Origin of the sequence: Gordonia oryzae, from assembly GCF_003797185.1 — a bacterium.
Classification (GTDB): domain Bacteria; phylum Actinomycetota; class Actinomycetes; order Mycobacteriales; family Mycobacteriaceae; genus Gordonia; species Gordonia oryzae.
Window position 1 is genome coordinate 110,902 of the sequence record NZ_RKMH01000001.1, and the last position, 24,381, is coordinate 135,282.

22 protein-coding genes and 1 pseudogene are annotated in these 24,381 nt (G+C 67.0%); all 23 read left to right on the forward strand.

The genetic code is table 11. From position 1 onward, the window contains the following. The first annotated feature begins 76 nt into the window (after window positions 1-76). The 23 genes and pseudogenes from EF294_RS00565 to EF294_RS00675 all read left to right on the forward strand — a co-directional run bounded on the left by EF294_RS00565 (window position 77) and on the right by EF294_RS00675 (window position 24,343). On the forward strand, window positions 77-1,609 hold the full coding sequence (locus EF294_RS00565; protein ID WP_246007589.1) for a glycosyltransferase 87 family protein: 1,533 nt from the start codon (window positions 77-79) through the stop codon (window positions 1,607-1,609). Next, window positions 1,537-1,950, forward strand: coding sequence for a TIGR02611 family protein (locus tag EF294_RS00570; protein WP_123925082.1), 414 nt, complete (start codon window positions 1,537-1,539; stop codon window positions 1,948-1,950). Before EF294_RS00565 ends, EF294_RS00570 begins: the two co-directional genes overlap by 73 nt. A gap of 115 nt (window positions 1,951-2,065) precedes the next feature. Next, complete coding sequence (thrS, locus tag EF294_RS00575) at window positions 2,066-4,135, forward strand: threonine--tRNA ligase (RefSeq protein WP_123925083.1); 2,070 nt, start codon at window positions 2,066-2,068, stop codon at window positions 4,133-4,135. Beyond that, window positions 4,128-4,718: an ATP adenylyltransferase gene (locus tag EF294_RS00580; protein WP_123925084.1), complete on the forward strand. Its 591-nt coding sequence runs from the start codon at window positions 4,128-4,130 to the stop codon at window positions 4,716-4,718. Before thrS ends, EF294_RS00580 begins: the two co-directional genes overlap by 8 nt. A 28-nt stretch (window positions 4,719-4,746) precedes the next feature. After that, window positions 4,747-5,433, forward strand: a complete 687-nt coding sequence (pgsA, locus tag EF294_RS00585) for a phosphatidylinositol phosphate synthase (protein WP_123925085.1) — start codon at window positions 4,747-4,749, stop codon at window positions 5,431-5,433. 14 nt (window positions 5,434-5,447) lie between these two features. Continuing rightward, on the forward strand, window positions 5,448-6,383 hold the full coding sequence (locus tag EF294_RS00590) for a phosphatidylinositol mannoside acyltransferase (protein ID WP_123925317.1): 936 nt from the start codon (window positions 5,448-5,450) through the stop codon (window positions 6,381-6,383). Further along, entirely contained in the window at window positions 6,380-7,504 is a 1,125-nt protein-coding gene (locus tag EF294_RS00595) for a glycosyltransferase family 4 protein (protein ID WP_123925086.1), read from the forward strand. The genes EF294_RS00590 and EF294_RS00595 overlap by 4 nt, the downstream gene beginning before the upstream one ends. A gap of 33 nt (window positions 7,505-7,537) precedes the next feature. Then, entirely contained in the window at window positions 7,538-8,071 is a 534-nt protein-coding gene (locus tag EF294_RS00600) for a LemA family protein (protein ID WP_123925087.1), read from the forward strand. A 132-nt stretch (window positions 8,072-8,203) separates the two neighbouring features. Continuing rightward, complete coding sequence (gene pdxS, locus EF294_RS00605) at window positions 8,204-9,163, forward strand: pyridoxal 5'-phosphate synthase lyase subunit PdxS (RefSeq protein ID WP_123925088.1); 960 nt, start codon at window positions 8,204-8,206, stop codon at window positions 9,161-9,163. A gap of 95 nt (window positions 9,164-9,258) precedes the next feature. Next, a pseudogene (locus tag EF294_RS00610) lies at window positions 9,259-10,104 on the forward strand (PP2C family protein-serine/threonine phosphatase); the annotation flags it as partial. 262 nt (window positions 10,105-10,366) lie between these two features. Beyond that, window positions 10,367-11,131, forward strand: a complete 765-nt coding sequence (locus EF294_RS00615) for an FHA domain-containing protein (RefSeq protein WP_425459380.1) — start codon at window positions 10,367-10,369, stop codon at window positions 11,129-11,131. Between the two features lie 222 nt (window positions 11,132-11,353). Then, complete coding sequence (locus tag EF294_RS00620; RefSeq protein ID WP_185090889.1) at window positions 11,354-11,794, forward strand: response regulator transcription factor; 441 nt, start codon at window positions 11,354-11,356, stop codon at window positions 11,792-11,794. Window positions 11,795-11,887: 93 nt separating this feature from the next. Continuing rightward, window positions 11,888-12,742: an acyl-CoA thioesterase gene (locus EF294_RS00625; RefSeq protein ID WP_123925091.1), complete on the forward strand. Its 855-nt coding sequence runs from the start codon at window positions 11,888-11,890 to the stop codon at window positions 12,740-12,742. Next, the gene (gene pdxT, locus EF294_RS00630) at window positions 12,739-13,350 is read left to right on the forward strand and encodes a pyridoxal 5'-phosphate synthase glutaminase subunit PdxT (protein WP_123925092.1); all 612 of its coding nucleotides are present in this window, start codon (window positions 12,739-12,741) and stop codon (window positions 13,348-13,350) included. Before EF294_RS00625 ends, pdxT begins: the two co-directional genes overlap by 4 nt. A gap of 127 nt (window positions 13,351-13,477) precedes the next feature. Then, window positions 13,478-14,230 carry a YebC/PmpR family DNA-binding transcriptional regulator gene (locus EF294_RS00635; protein ID WP_123925093.1) on the forward strand — a complete coding sequence of 251 codons (753 nt, stop codon included), beginning with the start codon at window positions 13,478-13,480 and terminating at the stop codon, window positions 14,228-14,230. A 1,473-nt stretch (window positions 14,231-15,703) separates the two neighbouring features. Further along, the gene (gene ruvC / locus EF294_RS00640; RefSeq protein WP_123925094.1) at window positions 15,704-16,297 is read left to right on the forward strand and encodes a crossover junction endodeoxyribonuclease RuvC; all 594 of its coding nucleotides are present in this window, start codon (window positions 15,704-15,706) and stop codon (window positions 16,295-16,297) included. Continuing rightward, a complete protein-coding gene (gene ruvA, locus EF294_RS00645; RefSeq protein ID WP_123925095.1) occupies window positions 16,294-16,890 on the forward strand; it encodes a Holliday junction branch migration protein RuvA in 597 nt (198 codons plus the stop codon). The genes ruvC and ruvA overlap by 4 nt, the downstream gene beginning before the upstream one ends. After that, window positions 16,887-17,990, forward strand: coding sequence for a Holliday junction branch migration DNA helicase RuvB (gene ruvB / locus EF294_RS00650; RefSeq protein WP_123925096.1), 1,104 nt, complete (start codon window positions 16,887-16,889; stop codon window positions 17,988-17,990). The genes ruvA and ruvB overlap by 4 nt, the downstream gene beginning before the upstream one ends. A gap of 282 nt (window positions 17,991-18,272) precedes the next feature. Then, on the forward strand, window positions 18,273-18,683 hold the full coding sequence (yajC, locus tag EF294_RS00655) for a preprotein translocase subunit YajC (RefSeq protein WP_123925097.1): 411 nt from the start codon (window positions 18,273-18,275) through the stop codon (window positions 18,681-18,683). Between the two features lie 215 nt (window positions 18,684-18,898). After that, complete coding sequence (gene secD, locus EF294_RS00660) at window positions 18,899-20,701, forward strand: protein translocase subunit SecD (protein ID WP_123925098.1); 1,803 nt, start codon at window positions 18,899-18,901, stop codon at window positions 20,699-20,701. Next, the gene (gene secF, locus EF294_RS00665; RefSeq protein WP_123925099.1) at window positions 20,698-21,933 is read left to right on the forward strand and encodes a protein translocase subunit SecF; all 1,236 of its coding nucleotides are present in this window, start codon (window positions 20,698-20,700) and stop codon (window positions 21,931-21,933) included. The genes secD and secF overlap by 4 nt, the downstream gene beginning before the upstream one ends. A gap of 65 nt (window positions 21,934-21,998) precedes the next feature. After that, on the forward strand, window positions 21,999-23,699 hold the full coding sequence (locus EF294_RS00670; RefSeq protein ID WP_246007590.1) for an ABC transporter substrate-binding protein: 1,701 nt from the start codon (window positions 21,999-22,001) through the stop codon (window positions 23,697-23,699). A gap of 65 nt (window positions 23,700-23,764) precedes the next feature. Further along, the gene (locus EF294_RS00675; protein ID WP_246007617.1) at window positions 23,765-24,343 is read left to right on the forward strand and encodes an adenine phosphoribosyltransferase; all 579 of its coding nucleotides are present in this window, start codon (window positions 23,765-23,767) and stop codon (window positions 24,341-24,343) included. The last annotated feature ends 38 nt before the right edge of the window (window positions 24,344-24,381 follow it).

The following is a 24,381-nucleotide window of genomic DNA, read 5'->3' on the forward strand; positions in this document are numbered from 1 at the left end:
CACGTAACCCGCCGACGTCGGCGTGTCCGGGCCCGCAGTCCTCTGATCGGCCCAGGATCGTCGTACGGTGTTAACCATGCCGAGCAGCACGACCCTCGTCGGGCGGCAACCCCGCACCGTCGGGTGGGGACTGGTTGGTCTTGCCGCGATTGCGGCCATTACGGTGTTCGCCTGGCAGATCACCGTCATCCCGATGCACAACCCGTTCTATGGCTTGTTACACAACGGCGTGGACCTGCGGGTCTATCGCGCCGGCGGCCACACCGTCCTCACCGCGGCGCCGCTGTATCACCACTCGCTGATCGCCGATCTGGACTTCACCTATCCACCGTTTGCCGCGGTGCTCTTCGCCCCACTGTCCCTCGTTGGATTCGCTGGAGCAGCACTGTTGTGGTGGGCGGCAATTGGCGTCGTGCTGGTGATCACCGTACTCCTGGGATTCCGCAGTCTCGGCTACCGTGCCGACGCGCGACTGTGGACGTTGTCGGTGCTGTTGGCTATCGCGGTCACCGCACTCGAGCCGGTCCGCACGACGATCTGGCTCGGCCAGATCAACGTGTTCTTGATGTTCCTGATCCTCGCCGACCTCGTCTTCTGTGACCTGAACCGGCCGCACTTTCGCGTCCGGGGCTTTTGGGTCGGCATCGCCGCGGGGATCAAGCTCACCCCCGGATTCTTCGTTCTCTACCTGCTCGCTCTGCGTCGCTGGCGCGCCGCGATCGGGGTGGTCGCGGGCTTCGCGGTGACCGTCGCGGTTGCCTTCGTGGTCATTCCGGGCGACTCCGGCGACTACTGGACCACCTACCTCGGATCGGCCGACCGAGTCGGTCGCGTCGATTCACCGGCCAACCAGTCGATCAACGGCCTCATCTCGCAGTTGCTCGCCTACTTCGGTGCGACGCACTTCCGTCACCCTTATATCGACGGCGGAACCGTGTTCGAAGCACCCACGTGGGTGTGGGTCCCGGTCGCCGCGATCGTCGTGGTGGCCGGGCTGTGCGCAGCGGTCATCGCCTATCGCCGCGGCTGGCGGTTGTTGTCGGTGACCATCACTGGCATGACCGCGGCGGCGGCATCGCCGTTCTCGTGGGGCCACCACTGGGTGTGGTTCGTACCGTTGCTGATCGTCGCGATCGACGTGGCCTACCGCGGCACGCTCGCCGACCGCCGACGCCTGTGGTGGTGGGTTCTGCCGGTCGCGCTGGTACTCGCCACGTTCGCCTGGTCGTACAACTGGTGGACCAGCGGGCGCTATCAGAGTTCCGATCACGCCATCGCGATCGGCGTGTTCATGATGCCGCGCTGGCCGAATGCGCACTGGTATGACGGTGCGGCCGTCGTCTTCTACTCCGGTGCGTACGTCGCGGTGCTACTCGTCACCATTGCGGTGACGCTTGTCGTCGGGTGCTCCCGACGCTCGGTATCCGATGAACCCGACGTCGATGGGTATTCTGGCGGCACGCCGGACGACGAATCCGGCGATCACGCGGATCGAACCGACAACCGGGATCGACCACAGCAGGACGGGGGTGGACAGTGCGGGCGTGGGAACGACTTCGCATCTGGGGACGGCAGCGCCGCTACCTCGTCCGGCGCGACCCCCGATTGAATCTGACCTACCGGATCGGTGTCGGCGTTCTCGGTGCGATCGTTCTGGCCGGTGGCATCCTCGCGATCCCGTACCCCGGACCCGGTTGGCTCATCGTCTTCCTCGGTCTGGGCATCCTCGCATCGGAGTTCGAGTGGGCGCACCGGCTGCTGCGCTTCGCCCGCGCGCGTTACGACGCGTGGCTGGAGTGGATGAAACGCCGGCACTGGTCGGTGCAGGCGATGTTCGGGCTGGCCACCTGTGTGGTGGTGCTGGCCTCACTGTGGTTACTCGGCGTGTTCGGAACGGTCGCGGGATGGTTCGACGTCCACGCCGACTGGGTCCAGAGCCCGATCCTGTGACGCGGGCCCATCCTCCGGCATGTCCGAGTACCCGGCGCGGATACGATCGACCACGAAATCGAAAATTCGGCGGCACCGGTGACCGGTGCCGCCACATGTGTGAGGAGCGTTCGCCGTGCCCGACGATCTCAAGGTGAGTCACCCAGCCACGATCCGTGTGCCTGCTGGGACCACCGCGGGCACCGCACTGCGTGAGCACGATCTGCCCAACAAGGGGCCGCAGGCGATCGTCGTCGTCCGCGACGGGGCCGGCGGACTGCGCGATCTGTCCTGGACCCCGGAAATCGACACCGACGTCGAGCCCGTCGCCGCCGACACCGAGGCCGGGCGCAGCGTGATCCGGCACTCGACCGCCCACGTCCTCGCCCAGGCCGTCCAGGAATTGTTCCCCGACGCCAAGCTCGGCATCGGCCCGCCCATCAAGGACGGGTTCTACTACGACTTCGATGTCGCCGAGCCGTTTACCCCCGAGGATCTCGCCGCGCTCGAGAAGAAGATGAAGCAGATCATCAAGTCGGGCCAACGATTTTCGCGTCGGGTCTATGCCTCCACGGACGAGGCCCGGGGCGAACTGGCGAACGAGCCGTTCAAGCTCGAACTCATCGACGACAAGGGCGCGGCGGCAGACAGTGAGGTGATGGAGGTCGGCGGAGCCGAACTCACCGCCTACGACAACCTCAATCCCCGTACCGGAGAACGCATCTGGTGCGACCTGTGCCGTGGTCCGCACGTGCCGACCACCAAGTACATCGCGGCGTTCAAGCTCACCCGCAGCTCGGCGGCCTACTGGCGCGGCGATCAGGACAACGCCGACCTGCAGCGCATCTACGGCACTGCCTGGGAATCGACGGAGGCGCAGGACGCGTACCTGGAGTTGCTCGCGGAGGCCGAGAAGCGCGATCACCGCAAACTCGGCGCCGAACTCGACCTGTTCAGCTTCCCCGACGAACTCGGTTCCGGGCTGCCCGTCTTCCACCCCAAGGGTGGGATCATCCGCAAGGAACTTGAGGACTACTCACGCAAGCGCCACACCGAAGAGGGCTACGAGTTCGTCAACACCCCGCACATCACCAAATCCCATCTCTATGAGGTGTCCGGACACCTCGAGTGGTATGCCGACGGCATGTTTCCGCCGATGCAACTCGACGCGGAGTTCAACGACGACGGCACGGTGCGCAAACCGGCGCAGGACTACTACCTCAAGCCGATGAACTGCCCGATGCACAACCTGATCTTCCGGTCCCGGGGCCGGTCCTACCGTGAATTGCCGTTGCGGCTCTTCGAATTCGGCTCGGTCTACCGATACGAGAAGTCCGGCGTCGTGCACGGACTCACCCGCGTGCGCGGTATGACGCAGGACGATGCGCACATCTACTGCACGCGTGAGCAGATGCGCGATGAACTACGGTCGCTGCTGACCTTCGTCCTGGACCTCTTGGCCGACTACGGGCTTGACGACTACTACCTCGAGCTCTCGACCAAGGACCCCAAGAAGTACGTGGGCGACGACGAATCCTGGGAGATCGCGACCAACACCCTCGCCGAGGTGGCGCGCGAGTCCGGCCTGGACCTCGTACCCGACCCGGGCGGCGCCGCGTTCTACGGCCCGAAGATCTCGGTACAGGTCAAGGACGCGCTGGGGCGCAACTGGCAGATGTCGACCATTCAGCTCGACTTCAACCAGCCCGCCCGGTTCGACCTCGAATTCACCGGCGGTGACGGCGCCAAACACCAGCCTGTGATGATCCACCGTGCGTTGTTCGGCTCGATCGAACGCTTCTTCGGCGTACTCACCGAGCACTACGCGGGTGCGTTCCCGGCGTGGTTGTCACCGGTACAGGTGGTCGGCATCCCGGTAGCCGAGACATTCGTCCCCCATCTCCAGGGCGTCGTCGACGCTCTCAAGAAACGCGGAATCCGCGCGGAGGTCGACTATTCTGACGACCGCATGCAGAAGAAGATCCGCACCCACACCACCGGAAAGGTGCCGTTCATGCTGCTCGCGGGCGAACGTGACGTCGCCGCAGGCGCGGTGAGCTTCCGCTTCCGCGACGGAACCCAGATCAACGGGGTACCTACGACACAGGCTGTCGAGACGATCGCCGAGTGGATCGGCGCCCGTCGCAACGATTCGCCGACCAGTGAGCTCATCGCCGCCGGGGCGGGTGGGGGCCACGATGGCTGACGAGCATGGGGCCGGTGAGACGAGCGCCGGCGAGCAGATCCGGGATTGTGGTACGGGTGATCCGGATCGGTTGCAGCGGTTGTGGAGTCCGCACCGGATGACCTACATCACCGCCGACCCGCCCGCGACCGCATCCACCGGACATCCCTTCCTTGACATCCCGACCATGACCGACGAGGACGGGTTGATCGTCGCCCGCGGGGAGCACGTGTACGCGGTGCTCAATCTGTACCCGTACAACCCCGGCCACACGATGGTCGTGCCGTATCGCCAGGTCGCCGATCTGGAGGCGTTGATGCCTGGGGAGTCGGCCGAGCTGATGGCCTTCACTCAGCGGATGATCCGCACCATCAAGTCGGTCTCGAATCCCAACGCGTTCAACGTCGGTTTGAACCTCGGTTACGCAGCGGGGGGATCGTTGGCCGAACACCTGCACCAGCACATCGTTCCGCGCTGGGTCGGTGACGCGAACTTCATCACGGTGGTCGGCGGCGCGAAGGTGATGCCGCAGTTGTTGCGAGACACCCGTCACCTCCTCGCCCAGGCGTGGGAACAGTTCGGTGAGGGGCGGGGCGAGCGGTGAATCTCGATCGGGGAGAAGGAGCGCATCGGTGCTGAGCATCCGGGGCCGCGCGTCGGTATCGAAGGTGACGCTGCCCATTGGTCGCGCGTTGCTGCGCACCGGACTCACACCCGACATGATGACGTTCATCGGCACCGTGGCCTCGGTGGCCGCGGCGCTGACGCTGTTCCCGATGGGGCAGTTGTTCTGGGGCACGATGGTCATCTGGCTATTCGTGATGTTCGACATGCTCGACGGTGCGATGGCGCGTGCCCGTGGCGGTGGCACCCGGTTCGGTTCGGTGCTCGACGCGACCTGCGACCGGATCGCCGACGGCGCGATCTTTGCCGGACTGGCCTGGTGGGCCGCCTGGACTCACCCGCATCAACTGCTCGTCGTTGCCACCTTGATCTGCCTGGTGACCTCCCAGGTCATCTCGTATGCGAAGGCTCGAGCAGAAGCCGCAGGCCTCAACGGCGACGGTGGTCTGATCGAACGACCCGACCGGCTGATCATCGTGCTCGTCGGGGCCGGGTTCACCGGCCTGGGTCTGTGGTGGGCGATCCACGTCGCGATGTGGTTGCTCGCGGTCGGGTCGCTCGTCACCGTCGGTCAGCGCATGTGGTCGATCGCGGCGTCACCCGGTGCGCGCGAACTCATCCCGATGGGCGCGGCGGCCACCGATGCCGACCGGCCGGACGGGGCGGGAACCGAACCCGGCGCGGACGCGCGGTGAGCGGGTCGACGAGGGTGGGGTCAGCGCTGGACCGCTTGACCGCGCATGCCGCCGACCTCAGCTATCGGGCCGGGTGGGCCGGCGTCCGCCATGCCCCGGACGGTCCGGCGCGCGCCGCCTTCGACCGGGCCGGTGCAATCGCCGGCCGACGTCGTGGCGGACCGGAGCAGTTGCGCCGCAACCTCGCACGTGTCCTTGGCACCAGCGGCACCCAGGTCCCCGACGATCTCGTCGTCGATGCCATGCGCTCCTATGCGCGGTACTGGTACGAGGCCTTCCGTCTGCCCGCGCAGGATCTGGCAGCCACCGCCGAGACCGTCGTCGTCCCACCATCGGATCAGGCGCGACTCGATGCAGTCCTCGACCGCGGCAAGGGTGTGGTGCTGGCGCTGCCGCACTCGGGCAACTGGGATATGGCAGGCGTTTGGCTGGTGCAGAATCGCGGGAGTTTTGCCACCGTCGCCGAACGACTCAAACCGGAATCGCTGTTTCGTCGGTTCGTCGACTACCGGGAGTCGTTGGGATTCGAGATATTTGCGCTCTCCGGCGGAGAGCAACCACCGTTCGGTCTGCTGGCCGAGCGCCTGCGCGCCGGCGGAATCGTGTGCCTGCTCGGCGAACGCGACATCGCGCGCCATGGCGTCGGGGTCACCTTCTTCGGCGAACGCACCCGCATGCCCGCCGGCTCGGCGCGCCTGGCCATCGAGACCGGAGCCGGTCTGTTGCCGGTGCACCATTGGTTCACCGATGCGCCCGGCTCGCAGATTTCCGTCAGCACCGAAATCGATGTATCCGTCGGAGTCGAGGCAGCGACCCAGGCGCTCGCCGACGCCTTTGCCGAGAACATCGCCGCACACCCCGCCGACTGGCACATGCTGCAGCCCTTGTGGGAGGCCGATTGGTCGGCGCGCCAGCGTGATCGGGTACATGGGGCCGGGGAGAACACATGAGGATCGGCATGGTGTGCCCGTACTCGTTCTCCGTGCCCGGCGGAGTGCAGGCGCACGTCGCCGAACTCGCTGCGGTGTTCATCGACCGCGGCCACCATGTCAGCGTGATCGCTCCCGCCGACGGTGACACCGACCTTCCCGACTACGTCGTCTCCGGTGGCCCGGCACTCGCCATTCCCTACAACGGTTCGGTATCGCGGTTGAACTTCAGTCCCAACGGATATCGACGACTGCGTCGCTGGATCGCCGACAACCACTTTGACGTGTTGCACGTCCACGAACCCAATGCGCCGAGCCTGTCGATGATGGCACTGATGGTGGCGTCCGGTCCGATCGTCACGACATTCCACACGTCGACGTCGAAGTCCTTGTGGCTCAGTACTTTCCAAGGAATACTACGGCCCTATCACGAGCGTATCTCGGGTAAGATCGCGGTGAGTGAACTGGCGCGACGATGGCAGATGGAGTCGCTGGGTTCGGACGCGGTGGAGATCCCCAACGGCATCAACGTCGGATCGTTCGCCGACGCCGAGCCCCTCGACGGCTATCCGTGGCCGGGGCGGACGGTGCTGTTCCTCGGTCGCTACGACGAGCCCCGCAAGGGCATTGACATCCTCATGCGCGCACTGCCCGCGGTGGTCGAGCGATTCGGTGACCTGCGGGTCCTCGTGGTCGGCGGTGGCAATCAGAAGGCGCTGCGGCGCCGCGCCGGAGATCTCGCCGACCACCTGGTGTTCCTCGGCCAGGTAGACGACGCCACCAAGGCCCGCGCGCTGACGTCGGCCGAGGTCTACTGTGCGCCGAACCTCGGCGGCGAGAGCTTCGGCATCGTGCTCGTCGAGGCCATGGCCGCCGGCGCCGCGGTGATCGCCAGCAAACTCGACGCATTCCGGCGGGTACTCGACGATGGCCGGGCGGGCCGATTGTTCGCGGTCGGCGCCGCCGACGAACTGGCGTCGGGCCTCATCGAGCTACTTGCCGACGATCGGTCCCGCGCCGATCTGGTGCGGGCCGCACATGCCCGCGCGGCCCGCTACGACTGGTCACGGGTCTCCGATCAGATCATGCGCGTGTACGAGACCGTCACCGTCGGTGCCGGTCCGGTCGTGGTGTCGGACTGAGGTCATGGTGCGCGAGTCGAGGGGACGGTGCGGATGCAGGCGTTGATGACCGTGGTGGTCGTGATCACTGTGGCGATCCTGGTGATCATCGGTGCCTGGGCCTACAGTCGCGCGAATCGGCTCGACCGGCTCAACGTCCGCGTCGACCTCGCGTGGCAGGCGCTGGAGGCGGCCCTGGAGCGGCGAACCGTGGTGGTGCGGTTGCTCACCGCGTGGATGGAGGACTCCGGTGTTCCGGAGACAATCACCGCCGCACGGCATCTCGCCGCCTGTGCCGACGCCGCCGAATATGCTCCGCGAGCCTCGCGTGAGGATGCCGAGAACGCGTTGTCCACGGCGCTGAACCGGGTAGACCCGTCGGTCCGCCCGCCCGGACTGATCGCCGAACTGGCCGACGCCGAGACCCGGGTGATGATGGCCCGCCGCTTCTACAACGACGCCGTACGCGACACTCGCAATCTGGCCGACCGGTTCCTGGTGCGGCGTCTACGACTCGGTGGACGTGCGCAGCGTCCCGAGTACTTCGAGATCGTCGAGCGGGTAACCACTTCCGGCACCGCCGACTGATCAGCGTCGGCCAAACCGAGGTGTGTGGCGAGTACGCCGGACACCTCACCTATCCTGGTGGGACGCGCTGCGCAGCCCTGACGGGTAGCGCCTTCGCCGAGCCTGCAAGAACCGCGAATCAGGAGACCTCCAGTGAGCCAACCCCAGTCCGGGACCACCCCCGGGTCTGATGCGACGTCCGCGATCAACGGACACCACGGCAGCCCCGAGTCCGGTCAGGGCACCGCACGGGTGAAGCGTGGCATGGCCGAGATGCTCAAGGGCGGTGTGATCATGGACGTGGTCACCCCCGATCAGGCCAAGATCGCCGAGGATGCCGGTGCGGTCGCGGTGATGGCGCTCGAGCGTGTGCCCGCCGACATCCGTGCCCAAGGTGGCGTCTCACGGATGAGTGATCCGGACATGATCGATGGCATCACCGCCGCGGTGTCGATCCCGGTGATGGCCAAGGCCCGCATCGGTCATTTCGTCGAGGCCCAGATCCTGCAGAGTCTCGGTGTCGACTACGTCGACGAGTCCGAGGTGCTGACCCCGGCCGACTACGCCAACCACATCGACAAGTGGGCGTTCACGGTCCCGTTCGTCTGCGGTGCCACCAATCTCGGTGAGGCGCTGCGTCGTATCACCGAGGGAGCGGCGATGATCCGGTCCAAGGGTGAAGCCGGTACCGGTGACGTATCGAACGCGACGACGCACATGCGCAAGATCCGCGACGAGATCCGCAGGCTCACCTCGCTGCCGACCGACGAGCTGTATGTGGCCGCCAAGGAGCTGCAAGCGCCCTACGAGCTGGTTGCCGAGGTCGCGCGGGCGGGTAAGCTGCCCGTCACCTTGTTCACCGCCGGCGGCATCGCGACCCCGGCCGATGCCGCGATGATGATGCAACTCGGCGCCGAGGGGGTGTTCGTCGGATCCGGCATCTTCAAGTCCGGCAACCCGGCGCAGCGTGCGGCCGCGATCGTGGCTGCGACGACCTTCCACGATGACCCCGACGTGGTGGCAAAGGTCTCGCGAGGACTCGGTGAAGCGATGGTCGGGATCAACGTCGACGACATCCCCGCGCCGCACCGCCTCGCCGAACGAGGTTGGTGACTCGTCCTGACCGTGAGTATCCGTCAACCGAATGGCCGTTTCCCGGTGTGGTCCGACGCCGTCCGGCGAGGTCTCGCCGGTAGGATCTGCTGACCATGGATTCGGTGAGCATCGTCCGCGACGAGGCGACCTCGGGCACCCACTTCGTGGAGGATCTGCGTCTGGAATGGGCGGTGCGATGCAGCGTCGGCCGGGTGCGCGAGACCAACGAGGACGCCGCACTGGCCATGCCGGGTACGTATCTGCTCGCCGACGGCATGGGCGGTCACGACAGCGGGGAACTCGCCAGTGAGGCAGCGCTGCTTACTCTCTCGGCTGCCACGAGTGCCGGCGAGCTGATCGAGACGCAGAAGGCACTCATCGACCTCCTCGACGAGGCACAGGCCCGGATCTCCGACATCGAGACCTCCTCGGAGCGCCGCGCGGGAACCACGACGACCGGTGCGGTGCTGGTCACCGTGGAGGGCGAGCCGCACTGGCTGATCCTCAACATCGGCGACTCGCGCACCTACCGGTTCCAGCGCGGCACTCTGCAGCAGCTCACCCGGGATCACTCACAGGTCCAGGACTTCATCGACGCCGGGTTCCTCACACCCGAGGACGCTCGGACCGATCCGCGCCGTAACGTGATCACCCGAGCGCTCGGCGCGGGCATGATCGAGCCCGTCGCCGACTACTTCAGCACCGTCGCGTTGCCGGGCGACATCCTGCTCTTGTGCTCGGACGGTTTGACCGGGGAACTTCCTGACGACGAGATCGCCCGCATCCTCGGTGACGCCGACGGCGTCGTCGACGCCGCGGACGAACTCGTCGACGCCGCACTGGAACTGGGCGCTCATGACAACGTGACCGTCATCGTCGTCGAGGTCCACGAATCGGTCCCGACGATCCGGATCCCGGCCGTCAACGGCGACGCGGACAGCGCTGTGGCGGACGGCGCTGAGGTGGACGGCGCTGTCGCGGACGATGCTGGGGTCGATGGCGCCGCCGTCGCGGGGGCGGCTGTCGAAGAAACCGGAACCCACGACGCAGGGGTCGACGACGCAGGAGCCCACGGTGCCGAAGACGCAGGAGCCCACGGTGCCGAACACGCAGGAGCCCACGGGGCCGAAGACGCGGAGGCCTCGGAAACCAGGGCCGACGGGACCGCAACCGACGGGGGCAACGCGGAGCCCACACCGGAGAAGTGATCGGGTCAGATGAATGATTCCTGAACCGGACCATCCGGCGTCGGAGCATTCGGGGAGTGCTCCAGTGCCCGCGGGGATGACCTACGTCGAATACTGCGGTGAGCGCTATCCGTTGATGGGCGACCGACGGTTCACCGTCGGGCGCGAAGCCGACCTCTCGGTTGACGACAACCCCTATTTGCATCGCCGATTTCTGGTGCTGCACAACGAAAACGGACTTTGGTGGCTCACCAACCTGGGCACCCACCTCTCGGCGAGCGTGTCGGCCGGCGACGTCGGGTTCTCGGCGACCCTCGGCCCGGGCGCGCGTATGCCGCTCGTCTTTGGCGAGACCACGATCGTGTTCACCGCGGGCCCGACCACCTACGAACTCAGCGTCTACGCGACGGCCCCACAGGTGCGCCCGGTGACCGAGCAGTCCTTCGCCGGGGGGCGGACCACGCAGGGCGTCCCGATGCTCACCGCGAGCCAGAAACTGCTCATCGTCGTGCTCGCGGAAGAGATCCTGCGCCGAGAGGGCACCGGGGCCAGCGCGATCCCGTCCTCGGCGAAGGCGGCCGCCCGGCTGGGGTGGCCGCTGACGAAGTTCAACCGAAAGCTCGACAACGTCTGCGACAAGCTCGATCAGCTCGGGGTCAGCGGGATGCGCGCCGGGGGTGGCAAGCTCGCCAGCAACCGCCGTGCCCGCCTGGTCGAGTATGCGGTCGCCTCCCGCATTGTCACCCGCGACGATCTCCCGCTGATCGACGCCGAAGCCGCGCGCAACGCCGCGAGCTGATGGCTGGGCCCGTTCCCCCTTTCTGGGGAGCGACGCATGGGTAGTCGTGTCGACAACTCCCCATCGGCCCGAAGTCACCCCTTCTGACCTGCTCTTATCTTATGGGTAGTTCTACCCATGGGCAGGGGAGTTCTCCCCATCGACCTCTCGTCGGATCGCTCATAACGTCTTCTGCATCGGGGCAACGGAGCCCAACGCATCACGCGAACTCAGGAGGACACCATGACCGCAGTCGTTTCCCACATCCCCGCCAATCAGCTCGCCCAGGCCGCTCGTCGCCGGGCCGAGGCCGACCGCCGGCGCACCGAGGCACTCGCGCGGCTCGCCGCCCGCCGGATGCCGTTGCCCGGTCAGCAACCGAAGCCGGCCAACCCGCTCATGCGACTGGTGCCCGAGGCGCCGCAGCCGGTTGAGGAGGCCACGGCTCCCGACCTGTCGCGGCCGAACCTGACCAACCGGGAGATCGAGGTGCTGCGCACCTGGCTGATGGTGGACTCGAAACCCGCTGTGGCCCAGGAGCTCTTCATCTCTCTCGGCACGGTCAACACCCACCTGACCCGTATCCGCGCCAAGTACGCCGAGATCGGCCGCACCGCGCCGACCAAGGCTGCCCTCGTTGCGCGCGCTGTGCAGGACGGTCTGGTTCGTCTCGACGAGCTGTGACATATTTTGCTTGCAGCGCCTGGGGGAACCACGCCGCGTCTTCGGCACAGGCCCTTTCGAGTGACAACCGAACCCATACGGGATACTGGTCCGGTGGCAGAGATCGAGGACGTCCTCAGGGTCGAGCGTATCGAGACCGACATCTATCGAGGCGGGGCCTTCGAGAGTCAGCTCCAACGCACCTTCGGTGGACAGGTCGCCGGCCAGTCGCTGGTGTCGGCGACACGGACCGTTTCCGACGAGTTCTCGGTGCATTCGTTGCACGGATACTTCCTGCGGCCCGGCAACCCCGATATACCAGCGGTCTTCCTCGTCGACCGCATCCGTGACGGCCGATCCTTCGTCACTCGTCGGGTGACCGGAATCCAGAACGGCGAGGCCATCTTCACGATGTCGGCGTCGTTCCACGTCACCACCGACGAGGGCATCGAACACCAGGACCCGATTCCGCCCGCACCGGCCCCCGAGGATCTGCCCGACCGGCAGGCCGAGGCCGGTGACGACGAGAAGGCGGTGTTCAAGGAGTGGGACAACTTCGACATCCGGATCGTCCCGGCCGACAAACTGGTCACTTCACCGTTCTTGGTCGCCCAGCAACGGGTGTGGTTTCGCTACCGCAAACCGCTGCCGGATGATCAGACGATCCACGTGTGCACGCTGGCCTACATGAGTGACATGACCCTCTTGGGGTCGTCGAAGGTGCCCCATCCCGGCGTCGAGCCCCAGTCGGCGTCCCTCGACCACGCGATGTGGTTCATGCGGAGCTTCCGCGCCGACGAATGGTTGCTCTACGACCAGACCTCGCCGTCGGCCGGTGCCGGGCGAGCTCTGACGCAAGGTCGGATCTTCGACCGGGCCGGACGGATGGTCGCCGCGGTGACCCAGGAGGGCCTGAGCCGGACCGGACGCGTGATGCCCGCCGATCAGCATGCCCGGCAACAGCGGTGAGTGGCACCCGACCTCGGATCGGGGTGCTGGCGCTGCAGGGTGACGTCCGCGAGCATCTCGCCGCCCTGACTGGTGCCGGTGCGCAGGCGTCCACGGTCCGCCGCGCGACCGAGCTCGACCTCGTCGACGGGCTGGTGATCCCCGGTGGTGAATCGACCACGATGAGCAAACTCCTGGGGATCTTCGAGTTGTTCGAACCGCTGCGTGAGCGGCTCGCCGAGGGCATGCCAGCCTACGGTTCGTGCGCCGGGATGATCCTGCTCGCCTCCCACATCCTCGACACGCGCCCCGACGCCCGGCACCTCGACGCCCTCGATATCACGGTGCGCCGCAATGCTTTCGGGCGTCAGGTAGACTCCTTCGAGACCGATCTCGATGTCGAGCACATTACCGACGACGGGCCGTCGATGCGCGCGGTGTTCATCCGCGCGCCCTGGGTGGAGGAGGTCGGGGCCGACGTGGAAGTGCTCGCCCGGGTGCCCGGTGGTCCGGCCGCCGAGCGGATCGTCGCGGTGCGGCAGGGCAACGTGCTGGCCACCTCGTTCCACCCCGAGGTGACCGGTGACCGGCGGGTGCATGCGCACTTCGTCGACATGGTGCGCCGTTGACGCCGGTGGCGCGTCGGTAGAATCGATCTCCGACGTGTTCGACAGTTAGTGACGTGTTCCACAGAAGTCTTGCCCGGATCACCCCTTCGGGGGCTCCTCCGGTGCACGGGAAGGATCGGGAGAGCGTATGAGCGGCCATTCCAAATGGGCGACCACCAAGCACAAGAAGGCCGTCATCGATGCCAAGCGTGGCAAGATGTTTGCCAAGCTGATCAAGAACATCGAGGTCGCCGCGCGCACCGGTGGCGGTGACCCCGCGGGTAACCCGACGCTCTACGACGCGATCCAGAAGGCCAAGAAGTCGTCGGTGCCCAACGACAACATCGAGCGGGCCCGCAAGCGCGGCGGCGGCGAAGAGGCCGGCGGCGCCGACTGGCAGACCATCACCTACGAGGGCTACGGCCCCAACGGTGTTGCGATCCTCATCGAATGCCTCACCGACAATCGCAATCGCGCCGCCGGCGAGGTGCGGACCGCGATGACCCGCAACGGCGGCAACATGGCTGATCCCGGCTCGGTGGCCTACCTGTTCACCCGCAAGGGTGTGGTGACGCTGGAGAAGAACGGTCAGAGCGAGGACGACATCCTGATGGCCGTCCTCGACGCCGGCGCCGAAGAGGTCAACGACCTCGGCGAGACGTTCGAGGTGGTCAGCGAGCCGACCGATCTCGTCGCGGTGCGTACCGCCCTACAGCAGGCCGGCATTGATTACGAATCGGCCGAGGCCGACTTCCGCGCGTCGGTGGAGGTTCCCGTCGACGCTGACGGGGCGCGCAAGGTATTCAAACTGATCGACGCTCTCGAGGATTCCGACGACGTCCAGAACGTGTACAGCAATGTCGACGTCAGCGACGAGGTGCTCGCCGAACTCGACAACTGAGTACCCGACAGCGCACCCCGCGTCGGTTCAGCCGTCAACCGCGCGGTCCCCAACGGTGCGGCGCCGGGTGGTCCGCATGGTCGTAGCAGACCTCGCCGTCAGCAGCCGGGTGCTTCTGTCGAGCGATCGTCGGTTCCGGCAACAGCACCTGCATGACCGCATCCCGTGAATTGTCCCGGTTCGGGCGGGGACCGTTGGTTGGGCCACCTCCGATTCGGTGGTGGCCCGCTCACGGTGGCGTGTCTCGACTTCGACGGCTGAGCAGCCCAGCGACGAGCGCGGGCGGTCGGTGTTGAACCAGAGCGCCCGATCGTCGATTCCATCAGCGCGTTGTCGGGGGCTCTCGCCCCCCGGGATTCGGTGGGTCCGGTGTTGTCGGCCTCCTGCACAGTCGTGGTCGACGCCAAGGACCGATATTGCCCCCGGCGTCGCCGTAATGCACCAAACCTGTTGTAGCGAAGTCGAATACAGACCTTCCGCGAAAGGCGGCGCTTGCTTGATGGCACCGGTCACCGGCGGCGTGCGTGTGCCGGTCATGACGCGCCATCCGAGGATCCACCTGGGAACCACTCGACGAGAACGACACGTAGTCGAAGACGGCCCATGTCCACACATAGATGAAGTCCGCACCCATCACTGATCCGGTCGATCTCGCGTATCCCATTTCCGGCCAACATGATCCGGGAAACCGCATCGTGCGAGCGTAGGTAGGCGGACTCCGGCGACCTGGATCCGGTACTCGGTGAGTACCCGGCTGATCGGAATAACAGGCGGCGTTCTCACGTGGCGAACGTCGTGTCGAGGTAGATGAACACGCGTTGCAGGCGGAGTGTGATCGTGAGTTCCGTTGTGAAAGATGGCCATTCGCTCCATAGGGGTCGAGGCGGCCGCTGTCGGTGCTCGGTTCGGTCGGCGGCGAGGCGGGCGGGGTGATCACTCAGGTAGAAGGCCCCGGGCCGTGGGGCTTGTTCAGTGGTGGGGGCCTCGTGTCGTTGGTTGCGAAATGACCTGTCGGAGAGTTTATCCCAGAGGTGTGGTAGTCAGCCTCGGTGGCCGCGGAAGCCATCGCATACCTTATGGCGCGGCGCCGCGAGGTCGTACCGCGAGGTGGTGAACGCGTCGAGGTGGTGCGGTCCCCACGACAGTCGCGGTGAGGGCGTCCGACGTCGTCGGCGACCTGGACGACGTCGGCCGTGTGGGCGCGGTACTTCGGCGATCCGCGGCGCCAACAGGTCCGGTCGGCCGCCACTGCACCGTCGATCCCGAGCACCGGTTGACCGGGCAGGCCGCGCACCTCTCGGCGCATGTGACGACCAGGCCCTCGGGGTCGATCGGGCGGTAGGCGGCCGCGGCCGCATTCTCCACGGTTCGGCCGTGTTCGTTCGCTACGGGTTGCCGTGTCGATCCCACTCTCCGTCGGTCGGCGTCGCTAGAATCTCGAACAACTGTTCGCTGTCGGTGGAGGAGTGTCGAGTGCGGGTGATGGGCGTCGATCCAGGGTTGACCCGGTGCGGGATCGCGCTGGTCGAGTCGGGCAGTGGTCGCAGCGTGACCGCCCTCGACGTCGATGTGGTGCGCACACCGACCGACATGGAACTCGCCCAGCGCCTTCTGTCGGTGTACACCGCGGCCAGCCACTGGCTCGACATCCACCAGCCCGATGTGGTGGCGATCGAGCGTGTTTTCGCCCAGAACCAGGTGTCGACGGCGATGGGCACGGCGCAGGCCGGCGGGGTGATCGCGCTGGCCGCAAGTCAACGCGATGTGCCGGTGCGTTTTCACACCCCATCGGAGGTGAAGGCGGCGGTCACCGGCAGCGGCCGTGCCGACAAGGCGCAGGTCACCGCCATGGTGACCCGTATCCTCGGGATGCAGACCAAACCTCGCCCCGCCGATGCCGCCGACGCCCTCGCGCTCGCGATCTGCCATTGCTGGCGTGGACCGATGATCGAACGGATGGCGCAGGCACAGCAGCGCGCTGAACAGATGGCCCGGGTGCATCGGAAACGGGTCGCTGCGGCGCGTGCGGTGACGCTACCGTCCGGGCGGAAGGGGACAGGTTCATGATCGCGTCGGTACGCGGACCGGTGGTCGAGGTCGCCCTCGATCACGTTGTCATCGACTGCGCCGGGGTGGGCTATCGGGTGTTGGCGACCCCCGACACGCTCTCGCGGATGCGGCGCGGTGACGAGATGACGCTGTTGACCTCGATGATCGTGCGTGAGGACTCGATGACCCTGTACGGTTTCACCGAACCCGACGCCCGCGCGCTGTTCGCCCTGCTGCAGACGGTCACCGGTGTCGGCCCACGTCTGGCGATGGCGACGCTGGCGGTGCTCGAACCCGATGCCCTTCGGCGGGCGCTGGCCGATTCCGACGTGAAGTCGTTGACGAGCGTGCCGGGTATCGGGAAGCGGGTCGCCGAGCGGCTCGTCGTCGAACTGCGTGACAAGGTTGCCCGGCCGGTGGCCGACGCTGCCGCTGGTGCGGAAGCGCGGCCGGTCGGGGTCGCCGGGCAGGTTGCCGAGGCGCTCGTCGGACTAGGCTTCAACGCGGCGCCGGCGGAGAAGGCGGTCGCCGCGGTGCTCGCCGAGCAACCGGATGCGGACGCGTCGATGGCGCTGCGTAGGTCGCTGGTCCTGCTCGGGAAGTCCGCATGAACCCCGACGACCGCCTCACCGACGACGGACTCGAGGAGGAGCGGGGGGTCAGTGCGACCCCAGTGCGCTCCGACGGTGACCTCGACGCCGGGCTTCGTCCGCGATCGCTCGCCGAGTTCATCGGCCAACCGCGCGTGTGTGAACAGCTCGAGCTGGTGCTGCACGGCGCGAAGAAGCGCGGTAGCACTCCCGACCACATTCTGCTGTCGGGGCCACCCGGTCTGGGCAAGACGTCGCTGGCGATGATCATTGCCGGGGAGATGGGTGCGGCCATTCGGGTCACCTCCGGGCCCGCCCTCGAACGTGCCGGCGACCTCGCGGCGATGCTGTCCAACCTGGTCGAGGGTGACGTGCTGTTCATCGACGAAATCCATCGGATCGCCCGGCCCGCAGAGGAGATGCTGTATTTGGCGATGGAGGATTTCCGGGTCGACGTGGTCGTCGGCAAGGGACCCGGTGCCACATCGATTCCGCTCGACGTGGCACCGTTCACCCTGGTCGGGGCCACGACCAGATCCGGATCGCTGACGGGTCCGCTGCGTGACCGCTTCGGGTTCACCGCACACATGGAGTTCTACGAGGCGGGCGAGCTGGTCCGGGTACTGCGCCGATCGGCGGGCATCCTGGGCATCACCCTGCAAGCCGATGCCGCCTCGGAGATTGCGAGCCGCTCCCGGGGCACGCCCCGCATCGCCAATCGGTTGTTGCGGCGGGTGCGTGACTACGCCGAGGTCCGCGGGGACGGGGTCATCACCGTCGATATCTCTCGTGCGGCGCTGGCCGTGTACGACGTCGACGAACTGGGCTTCGACCGCCTCGACCGCGCTGTCCTGGATGCATTGATCCGGGCGTTCGGTGGCGGGCCGGTGGGGGTGTCGACACTGGCGGTGGCCGTCGGCGAGGAACCGGCGACCGTCGAGGAGGTGTGCGAACCGTTCCTGGTGCGCGCCGGGATGGTCGCACGCACACCGCGTGGACGTGTGGCGACCGCAGCGGCGTGGCACCACCTGGGACTCACACCACCAGCCGGTGCTCTCGACGCGACCTTCGGGGTCCGCCCGCGCGAGATGGGCGGCCCGTCGCTGTTCGACGCCATCTGAGCGCCCGCGGCGAGGAAGGTCTGAACCTGTCATCGCGCCGTTGTGCCATGTATCTGCCACGGCGGCGTTCGCCGCGTTGGGAGGCGACTCGCCCCTCATGGCACACTGGATGCAGTGCGTGCGCTCGGCGCAGACGTTACCGGTGGTCATCATCACTCCGGGGCAACGGGTCGCGGGCGCGTGACTTCGCCGGAGCCCCTTCGCCGGCGACCCGCCGAGCGTGGCATCAGCGCGTCGCGTCGCGGGTAACGATCTCGATACGACAAGGACGACGACACCTCGATGGAATCTCTGTTTTTACCACTCTTGCTGGTCCTGATGGTCGGCTTCATGTACTTTTCGGTGCGCAAACAGAAGAAACGTGCCGCCGAGGCGCAGGAAATGCAGAACTCTGTCCAGACCGGTACCCGCATCCAGCTGTCGAGCGGACTCTTCGGCACCGTGATCGACGCGACATCGTCGGAGTACGTCGACGTCGAGATCGCGACCGGCCTGGTCACCCGATGGAACCGGCTGGCCGTCATGCGCGTGATACCCACCGACGAGGCCGCCGCGACCTACCCCGGCTACACCCTGCCGGTCGACGAGGCGACCGACGATGCGTCCGAGGCGATCACCCCCACCGATGTCACCACAGATCGGCCCAACCTCGATAAGTCGGGCGGCGACACGTCCGCCGACTCGGACAAGTAGGCACCACCCGACACCAACCGCCGGCCGCTTGACCGATCCGAATGGCCACGGAGGAGGGCCGTCGGGGGCGGTGGCCCGCCGTTCTGCGCGAGCGGGGCAGTAGAGTGGCCACTCGATCGCGCGATCGAGGCCCTCGGTCTGTTCGCGCCGCGTCGTCCGCGTCGACGAGTGTGCCCAGGTGCGCCGGTCGACGCTCATCAAAGGAGATCGAGTACGTGAGTTTTTCGCGTGGGGCCGAGTCGAAGGGAACCGCCGCCGATTCGACCGGTACGGCGGGTCCCGGCGGTCGGAAGGCGCCCGGGCAATCGGCCCGATCGCGATCGGCGGGGGGATCGAAGAAGGGTACCCGGCGCCGTTCGCCGGGCCGCTCGTCGTCGATCGAGATCCCACCGTGGCAACCGTTGACGGCGTTTGTCGCGCTCCTCGCCCTCGTCTATCTCCTCGTTTTCCTCACCGGTGGTGGCTCGCCGGAGCCGAAGCTGGGCATCGACCTGCAGGGCGGGACCCGCGTGACATTGACCGCGCGCACCGCCAACGGCCAAGCGCCGACCCGCGACCAGTTGAACCAGGCCAAGCAGATCATCGAGCAGCGCGTCAACGGGCTCGGTGTGAGTGGCTCGGAGGTCGTGATCAGCGGGAACAACCTGGTCATCACCGTGCCCGGCCAGGACGGCTCGCAGGCCAAATCACTGGGCCAGACCGCCCGGCTGTACGTGCGGCCGGTCGAGACCTCGGCGCCGGCGACGCCGCAGCCGCCCAACACCACGCGCGCCGAGAGCTCGAACCAACTCCCCGCCGATCAGGTGGCCGCGGAGATCACCCAGGAGAAAAAGAACCGGCAGGCCCCCGCCGGCGCCAACACCCAGGCGCTGCAGGGCTACATGTCGAAGATGAACTGCGCCAACAACGCCAACGACCCACTGCTCGGCAACGACGACCCGAAGCAATACCTGGTCGCCTGCTCCACCGACGGCAAGACCGTGTACCTGCTCGGGCCGGAGATCATCGACGGGCGAGATGTGAAATCGGCCAGCGCGGGCACCGACCCGCAGACCGGTGAGTGGATCGTCAGCCTCGAATACAAAGGCGCCGCCGCGACGACCTGGCCGGAGTACACCGCCAACAACATCGGCAAGCAGACCGCGTTCACCCTCGACACCCGCGTGGTGTCGGCACCGGTGATCAACCAGGCGATCAGCGGGGCCACCCAGATCACCGGCTCGCCGTTCACCGAAGCCGAGGCCACCGACCTCGCCAACGTGCTCAAGTATGGCTCGCTGCCGTTGTCGTTCTCCACCCCCGACACCGAAACCGTCTCGGCCACACTGGGTCTGTCCTCGTTGCGGGCGGGCCTCCTGGCCGGAGCGATCGGGTTGATCGCGGTGCTGATCTATGCGCTGGCCTACTACCGAATGCTCGGTTTCCTCACGGTCGCGTCGTTGCTGCTGTCGCTGGTGATGGTCTACGGCATCATCGTGCTGCTCGGTCGCTGGATCGGGTTCACGCTCGATTTGGCCGGCATCGCCGGTCTGATCATCGGCATCGGTATGACCGCCGACTCCTTCGTGGTGTACTTCGAACGCATCAAAGACGAGATGCGTGAGGGACGAAGTTTCCGGTCCGCGGTCCCGCGTGGCTGGGCGAGCGCGCGACGCACGATCTGGTCGGGTAACGCCGTGAGCTTTCTCGCCGCGGCGGTCATCTACATCCTCGCCGTCGGCGAGGTGCGCGGCTTCGCATTCACCCTCGGCCTCACCACCATCCTCGATATCGTGGTCGTATTCCTGGTCACGCACCCGCTCGTCGTGCTCGCCAGCCGCTCGGAGTTCCTGTCGCGGCCGCGACTCAACGGACTCGGGGCGGTCAGCGAGGTGGCGCGAGCCCGCAGAATCTCACGGGGCGAACGGATGTCGAACCTCAGTCCGTCCACGACCGCGGCCAGCGCGGCAGCGACAGGCGTCGACTCGACATCGACCGACTCGACCCCCTCTGGTCCGACGAAGGGATCGGCGAAATGACCGGCAGTAATCGGACCACCGGCGCACCAACCGGCAGTACGACGACGGGAGTGGAGTCGGGTACCGCGACTGCGACGACTGTGATGATCACCGGCAGTGATGCCGACTTCCACGCCGACACCTCCCGGTCGTTCCTCTCACGCCTCTATACCGGTACCGGCGCCTTCGAGGTCATCGGCAAACGCCGTATGTGGTACCTGGTCACCGCGCTGATCCTCGCGGTCGGCATCATCTCGATCGGCGTGCGCCAATTCACCTTCGGTATCGATTTCGAGGGCGGCACGCAGATCTCGATCCCGGTGTCGCAGGGCATCACCAGCCAGTCCGTCGAGGACATCGTGGGCAAGGCGCTCGGCAGAGCCCCGGATTCGGTGCAGACCGCCGGATCGGGGTCGAGTGAAACCGTGCAGGTGCGCACCGACGCGCTCAGTGCCGAGCAGGCGCGCGCGGTGACCGTCGCCCTCACCGACGCGTATGCGCCGACACTCACGGCCGCCGACGTCAGCATCGCCGAGGTGAGTTCCACGTGGGGACGTGAGATCACCGAGAAGATGTTGCTCGCCCTCGCCGTATTCCTGGTGATCGTGTTCGTCTACATCGCGGTGCGCTTCGACCGGGAAATGTCGATCGCCGCGCTGGCGACCCTGTTCTTCGACATCATCTGCACGGCCGGCGTGTATTCGCTCGTCGGTTTCGAGGTCACCCCGGCGACCGTCATCGGTCTGCTGACCATCCTCGGTTTCTCCCTCTACGACACCGTCGTCGTGTTCGACAAGGTCTCGGAGAACACCCGGTCGGTGCTACAGACGACGCGTCGCACCTACGCCGAGCAGGCCAACCTCGCGGTGAACCAGACTTTGATGCGCTCGATCAACACCACAATCATCTCGGTGCTGCCGATCATTGCATTGATGGTCATCGCCGTGTGGCTGCTCGGGGTCGGCACCTTGAAGGATCTCGCGCTGATCCAGCTCGTCGGCGTCGTGGTCGGCACCTACTCCTCGATCTTCCTCGCCACCCCGCTGCTGGTGACCCTCAAGGAACGGCGTCGTGAGATCGCCCGCCACACCGCCCGCGTGCTCGATCGACGCGCGGCCATCGCCGCCGGGCAGGACCCGGACGCCGCCGGCACACCGGCACGTCGCCGTCCGTCCCGGGCGTCGACCGGTCGGGGAGCCGCCGAGAACGACACCCCGACGGTACCGAGCGGGAAACGGCGACGCACGCGATAGTCTCGGCAGTCGTGGCATCCAGATGTCGGCAATCCAGGCGTTGGCAGGGCACGACCACACCGGTGATGAGATCCGCAGTCCTGTTGGTGATCCTGCTGGTGGGCGCCGGTCTGATTGCGGGTTGCTCACGTGACAATGCACCCGCGGCGATCAACTACGTCGTCGATGCCGACATCCGCAGCTACAACCCGAACACCGAGAACGGCAACGCCGACGGCGCGTTGATGGCGTTCACGCGTGTGCTCCCCGGGTTCAGCTATCTCGGCGACGCCGGACAGGTCACCCCCGACCGTGATGTCGGCACGGTCACCCGCGAGCCCGGGACCCGGCTGATCCTGAAGTACCAATTCAATCCGCGCGCAACGTATTCCGACGGAACGGCGATGGACTGCGACGACCTCGTGCTGGCCTGGGCAGCGATGAGCGGGCGATTCGGCCGGTTCACCCCGGCGACCACCGCGGGCTATCGCGACATCGACTCCGTCGACTGCGCGCCCGGAGACAAGACGGCAACCGTCACCTTCGCCGCCGGACGTGACCACTCCGACTGGGCCTCGCTGTTCGGCGCCGGCACGCTGCTGCCGGCGCAGGTGGTGGCCCGCGCCGCCGGGGTCCCCGACGTGGCCGCACCGATCCGCACCGGCAATCGCGCCGCGATCGCACGCATCGCCTCGGCCTGGAACACCGGCTTCGACCTCGCCCCGGGAGATCTCGACCTCGCGCGCTTCCCGTCCGCCGGACCGTACAAGATCGCGAGCTACTCGACATCCGGCGGAGTGGTGCTGGTGGCCAACGACAAGTGGTGGGGTGATCCGCCGGCCACCTCACGCATCGCGATCTTCGGCCGCAGCAGCGACGCCGCCGGCCGTATCGCCGACGGTGACTACGACGTCGCCGACGTCACCGCAGGTCTCGTCCCCGGCGCCGGCGAGATGCGGTCGGGCGCCACGTCGCCTTCGGCCACTCCCGGTGCAGGACTACGGGTCGGGGCGCCCGGTCAAGCGCTCGGCGTCGAGGGTCTCGCGTTGTCCGGGCGCGGAGTGTTCGCCGACGCCCGGGTACGACGCGCCTTCGCCTCGTGTGTGCCACGCGATGCGCTCGCCCGGAAGTTCGGATACGGGGCCCAGATGTGGAACATGCGGGTACTCGCGCCGGGAGACGAGTTGGCCGCATCACTGAACGGCGAGTTCGGCGCGCAATACGCACGTCCCGACCTCCCGCGCGCACGTGACCTGCTGGCCCAGGCGGCCGATGATGGCGGGGGCCGGCCGGCCCGGACGGTGCGTATCGGCTATGCTGCACCGACCGAGCGCTGGACACAGATGGTCGCGGCCATCGCCACCGCGTGTGCCCCCGCAGGGATCACCGTCACCGATGTCGGTGCCGACACCCGGGGGGTCGGAACACTCGGTTCCTCGGCCGATGCACTGCTGGTGGCCAACGGCGCCGCCTTCACCGCCGTGGGGGCCGCAGACGAGACCCGCGATGCCTACCAACTGCGGGGAGACGATCCACTCGACCTGACAAACTTCTCGAACCCGCAGGTCAATGACGCGATTGACGCGTTGGCGGTCACCGATGTCGCATCCGAGCGTCTCGCGCTCGTTCGCACCATCGAGAACGCCGCGTGGGCTCAAGTCCCCTCGATCCCGCTGTTCGCCGCCCCCCGCGCACATGGCTGGAAAGATCGGATCACCAACGTCGTCGCAGGTGCGGGGCGAAGCGGAACGGGATGGAACATGGACCGATGGATACGCAGCCAGTGAGCAACGGTAGAAATGACCCGATGCCCGACGACTTGATGCCCGACGACCCGATGCCCGACGACCCGATGCCCGACGACTTGACGCCGGATACCGCGACTGGCGACGCCCTGGCCCGGGCGCGAACCGCGATCGCCGAACACGGCCGCATGGTGGCCGACTTCCCGGCGCCGGGAATCGATTTCAAGGATCTGACGCCGGTGCTCGCCGACCCCGACGGGTTGTCGGCGATCGTGACCGCGCTGACGCACGGATGCGGGTCGGTCGATCTGGTGGCGGGCATCGACGCCCGCGGGTTCCTGCTCGGTGGAGCCGTCGCGCGGGAACTGGGGGTCGGAACCCTCGCCGTTCGCAAGGGCGGGAAACTTCCGCCGCCGGTGTACTCGATCGACTACGACCTCGAATATGGCAGTGCGCGACTGGAGATCCCGGCGAGCGGAATCGACATAACCGGATCGCGGGTACTGCTCGTCGACGACGTCCTCGCCACCGGCGGCACCGTGGTGGCGGCGGCCGAACTGCTGCGTCGCGCCGGCGCCGAGGTGATCGGGGTCGCGGTGATCATGGAAATCGCGGCGCTCGGAGGTCGGGCTCGCATCGCCGACGGATTCGCCGACGTTCCGGTGCACGCGGTCACCTCCGACTGATCGAACTATGAGAATCGTTGGCGGACATGGGTGTTGGT

Coding starts and splice junctions, on each gene's coding strand:
- EF294_RS00565 (WP_246007589.1), top strand. CDS start 77: ATGCCGAGCAGCACGACCCTCGTCGGGCGGCAACCCCGCACCGTCGGG.
- EF294_RS00580 (WP_123925084.1), top strand. CDS start 4,128: ATGGCTGACGAGCATGGGGCCGGTGAGACGAGCGCCGGCGAGCAGATC.
- EF294_RS00595 (WP_123925086.1), top strand. CDS start 6,380: ATGAGGATCGGCATGGTGTGCCCGTACTCGTTCTCCGTGCCCGGCGGA.
- EF294_RS00600 (WP_123925087.1), top strand. CDS start 7,538: ATGCAGGCGTTGATGACCGTGGTGGTCGTGATCACTGTGGCGATCCTG.
- EF294_RS00615 (WP_425459380.1), top strand. CDS start 10,367: ATGATTCCTGAACCGGACCATCCGGCGTCGGAGCATTCGGGGAGTGCT.
- EF294_RS00620 (WP_185090889.1), top strand. CDS start 11,354: ATGACCGCAGTCGTTTCCCACATCCCCGCCAATCAGCTCGCCCAGGCC.
- EF294_RS00635 (WP_123925093.1), top strand. CDS start 13,478: ATGAGCGGCCATTCCAAATGGGCGACCACCAAGCACAAGAAGGCCGTC.
- ruvA (WP_123925095.1), top strand. CDS start 16,294: ATGATCGCGTCGGTACGCGGACCGGTGGTCGAGGTCGCCCTCGATCAC.
- ruvB (WP_123925096.1), top strand. CDS start 16,887: ATGAACCCCGACGACCGCCTCACCGACGACGGACTCGAGGAGGAGCGG.
- yajC (WP_123925097.1), top strand. CDS start 18,273: ATGGAATCTCTGTTTTTACCACTCTTGCTGGTCCTGATGGTCGGCTTC.
- secF (WP_123925099.1), top strand. CDS start 20,698: ATGACCGGCAGTAATCGGACCACCGGCGCACCAACCGGCAGTACGACG.
- EF294_RS00670 (WP_246007590.1), top strand. CDS start 21,999: ATGAGATCCGCAGTCCTGTTGGTGATCCTGCTGGTGGGCGCCGGTCTG.
- EF294_RS00675 (WP_246007617.1), top strand. CDS start 23,765: ATGCCCGACGACTTGACGCCGGATACCGCGACTGGCGACGCCCTGGCC.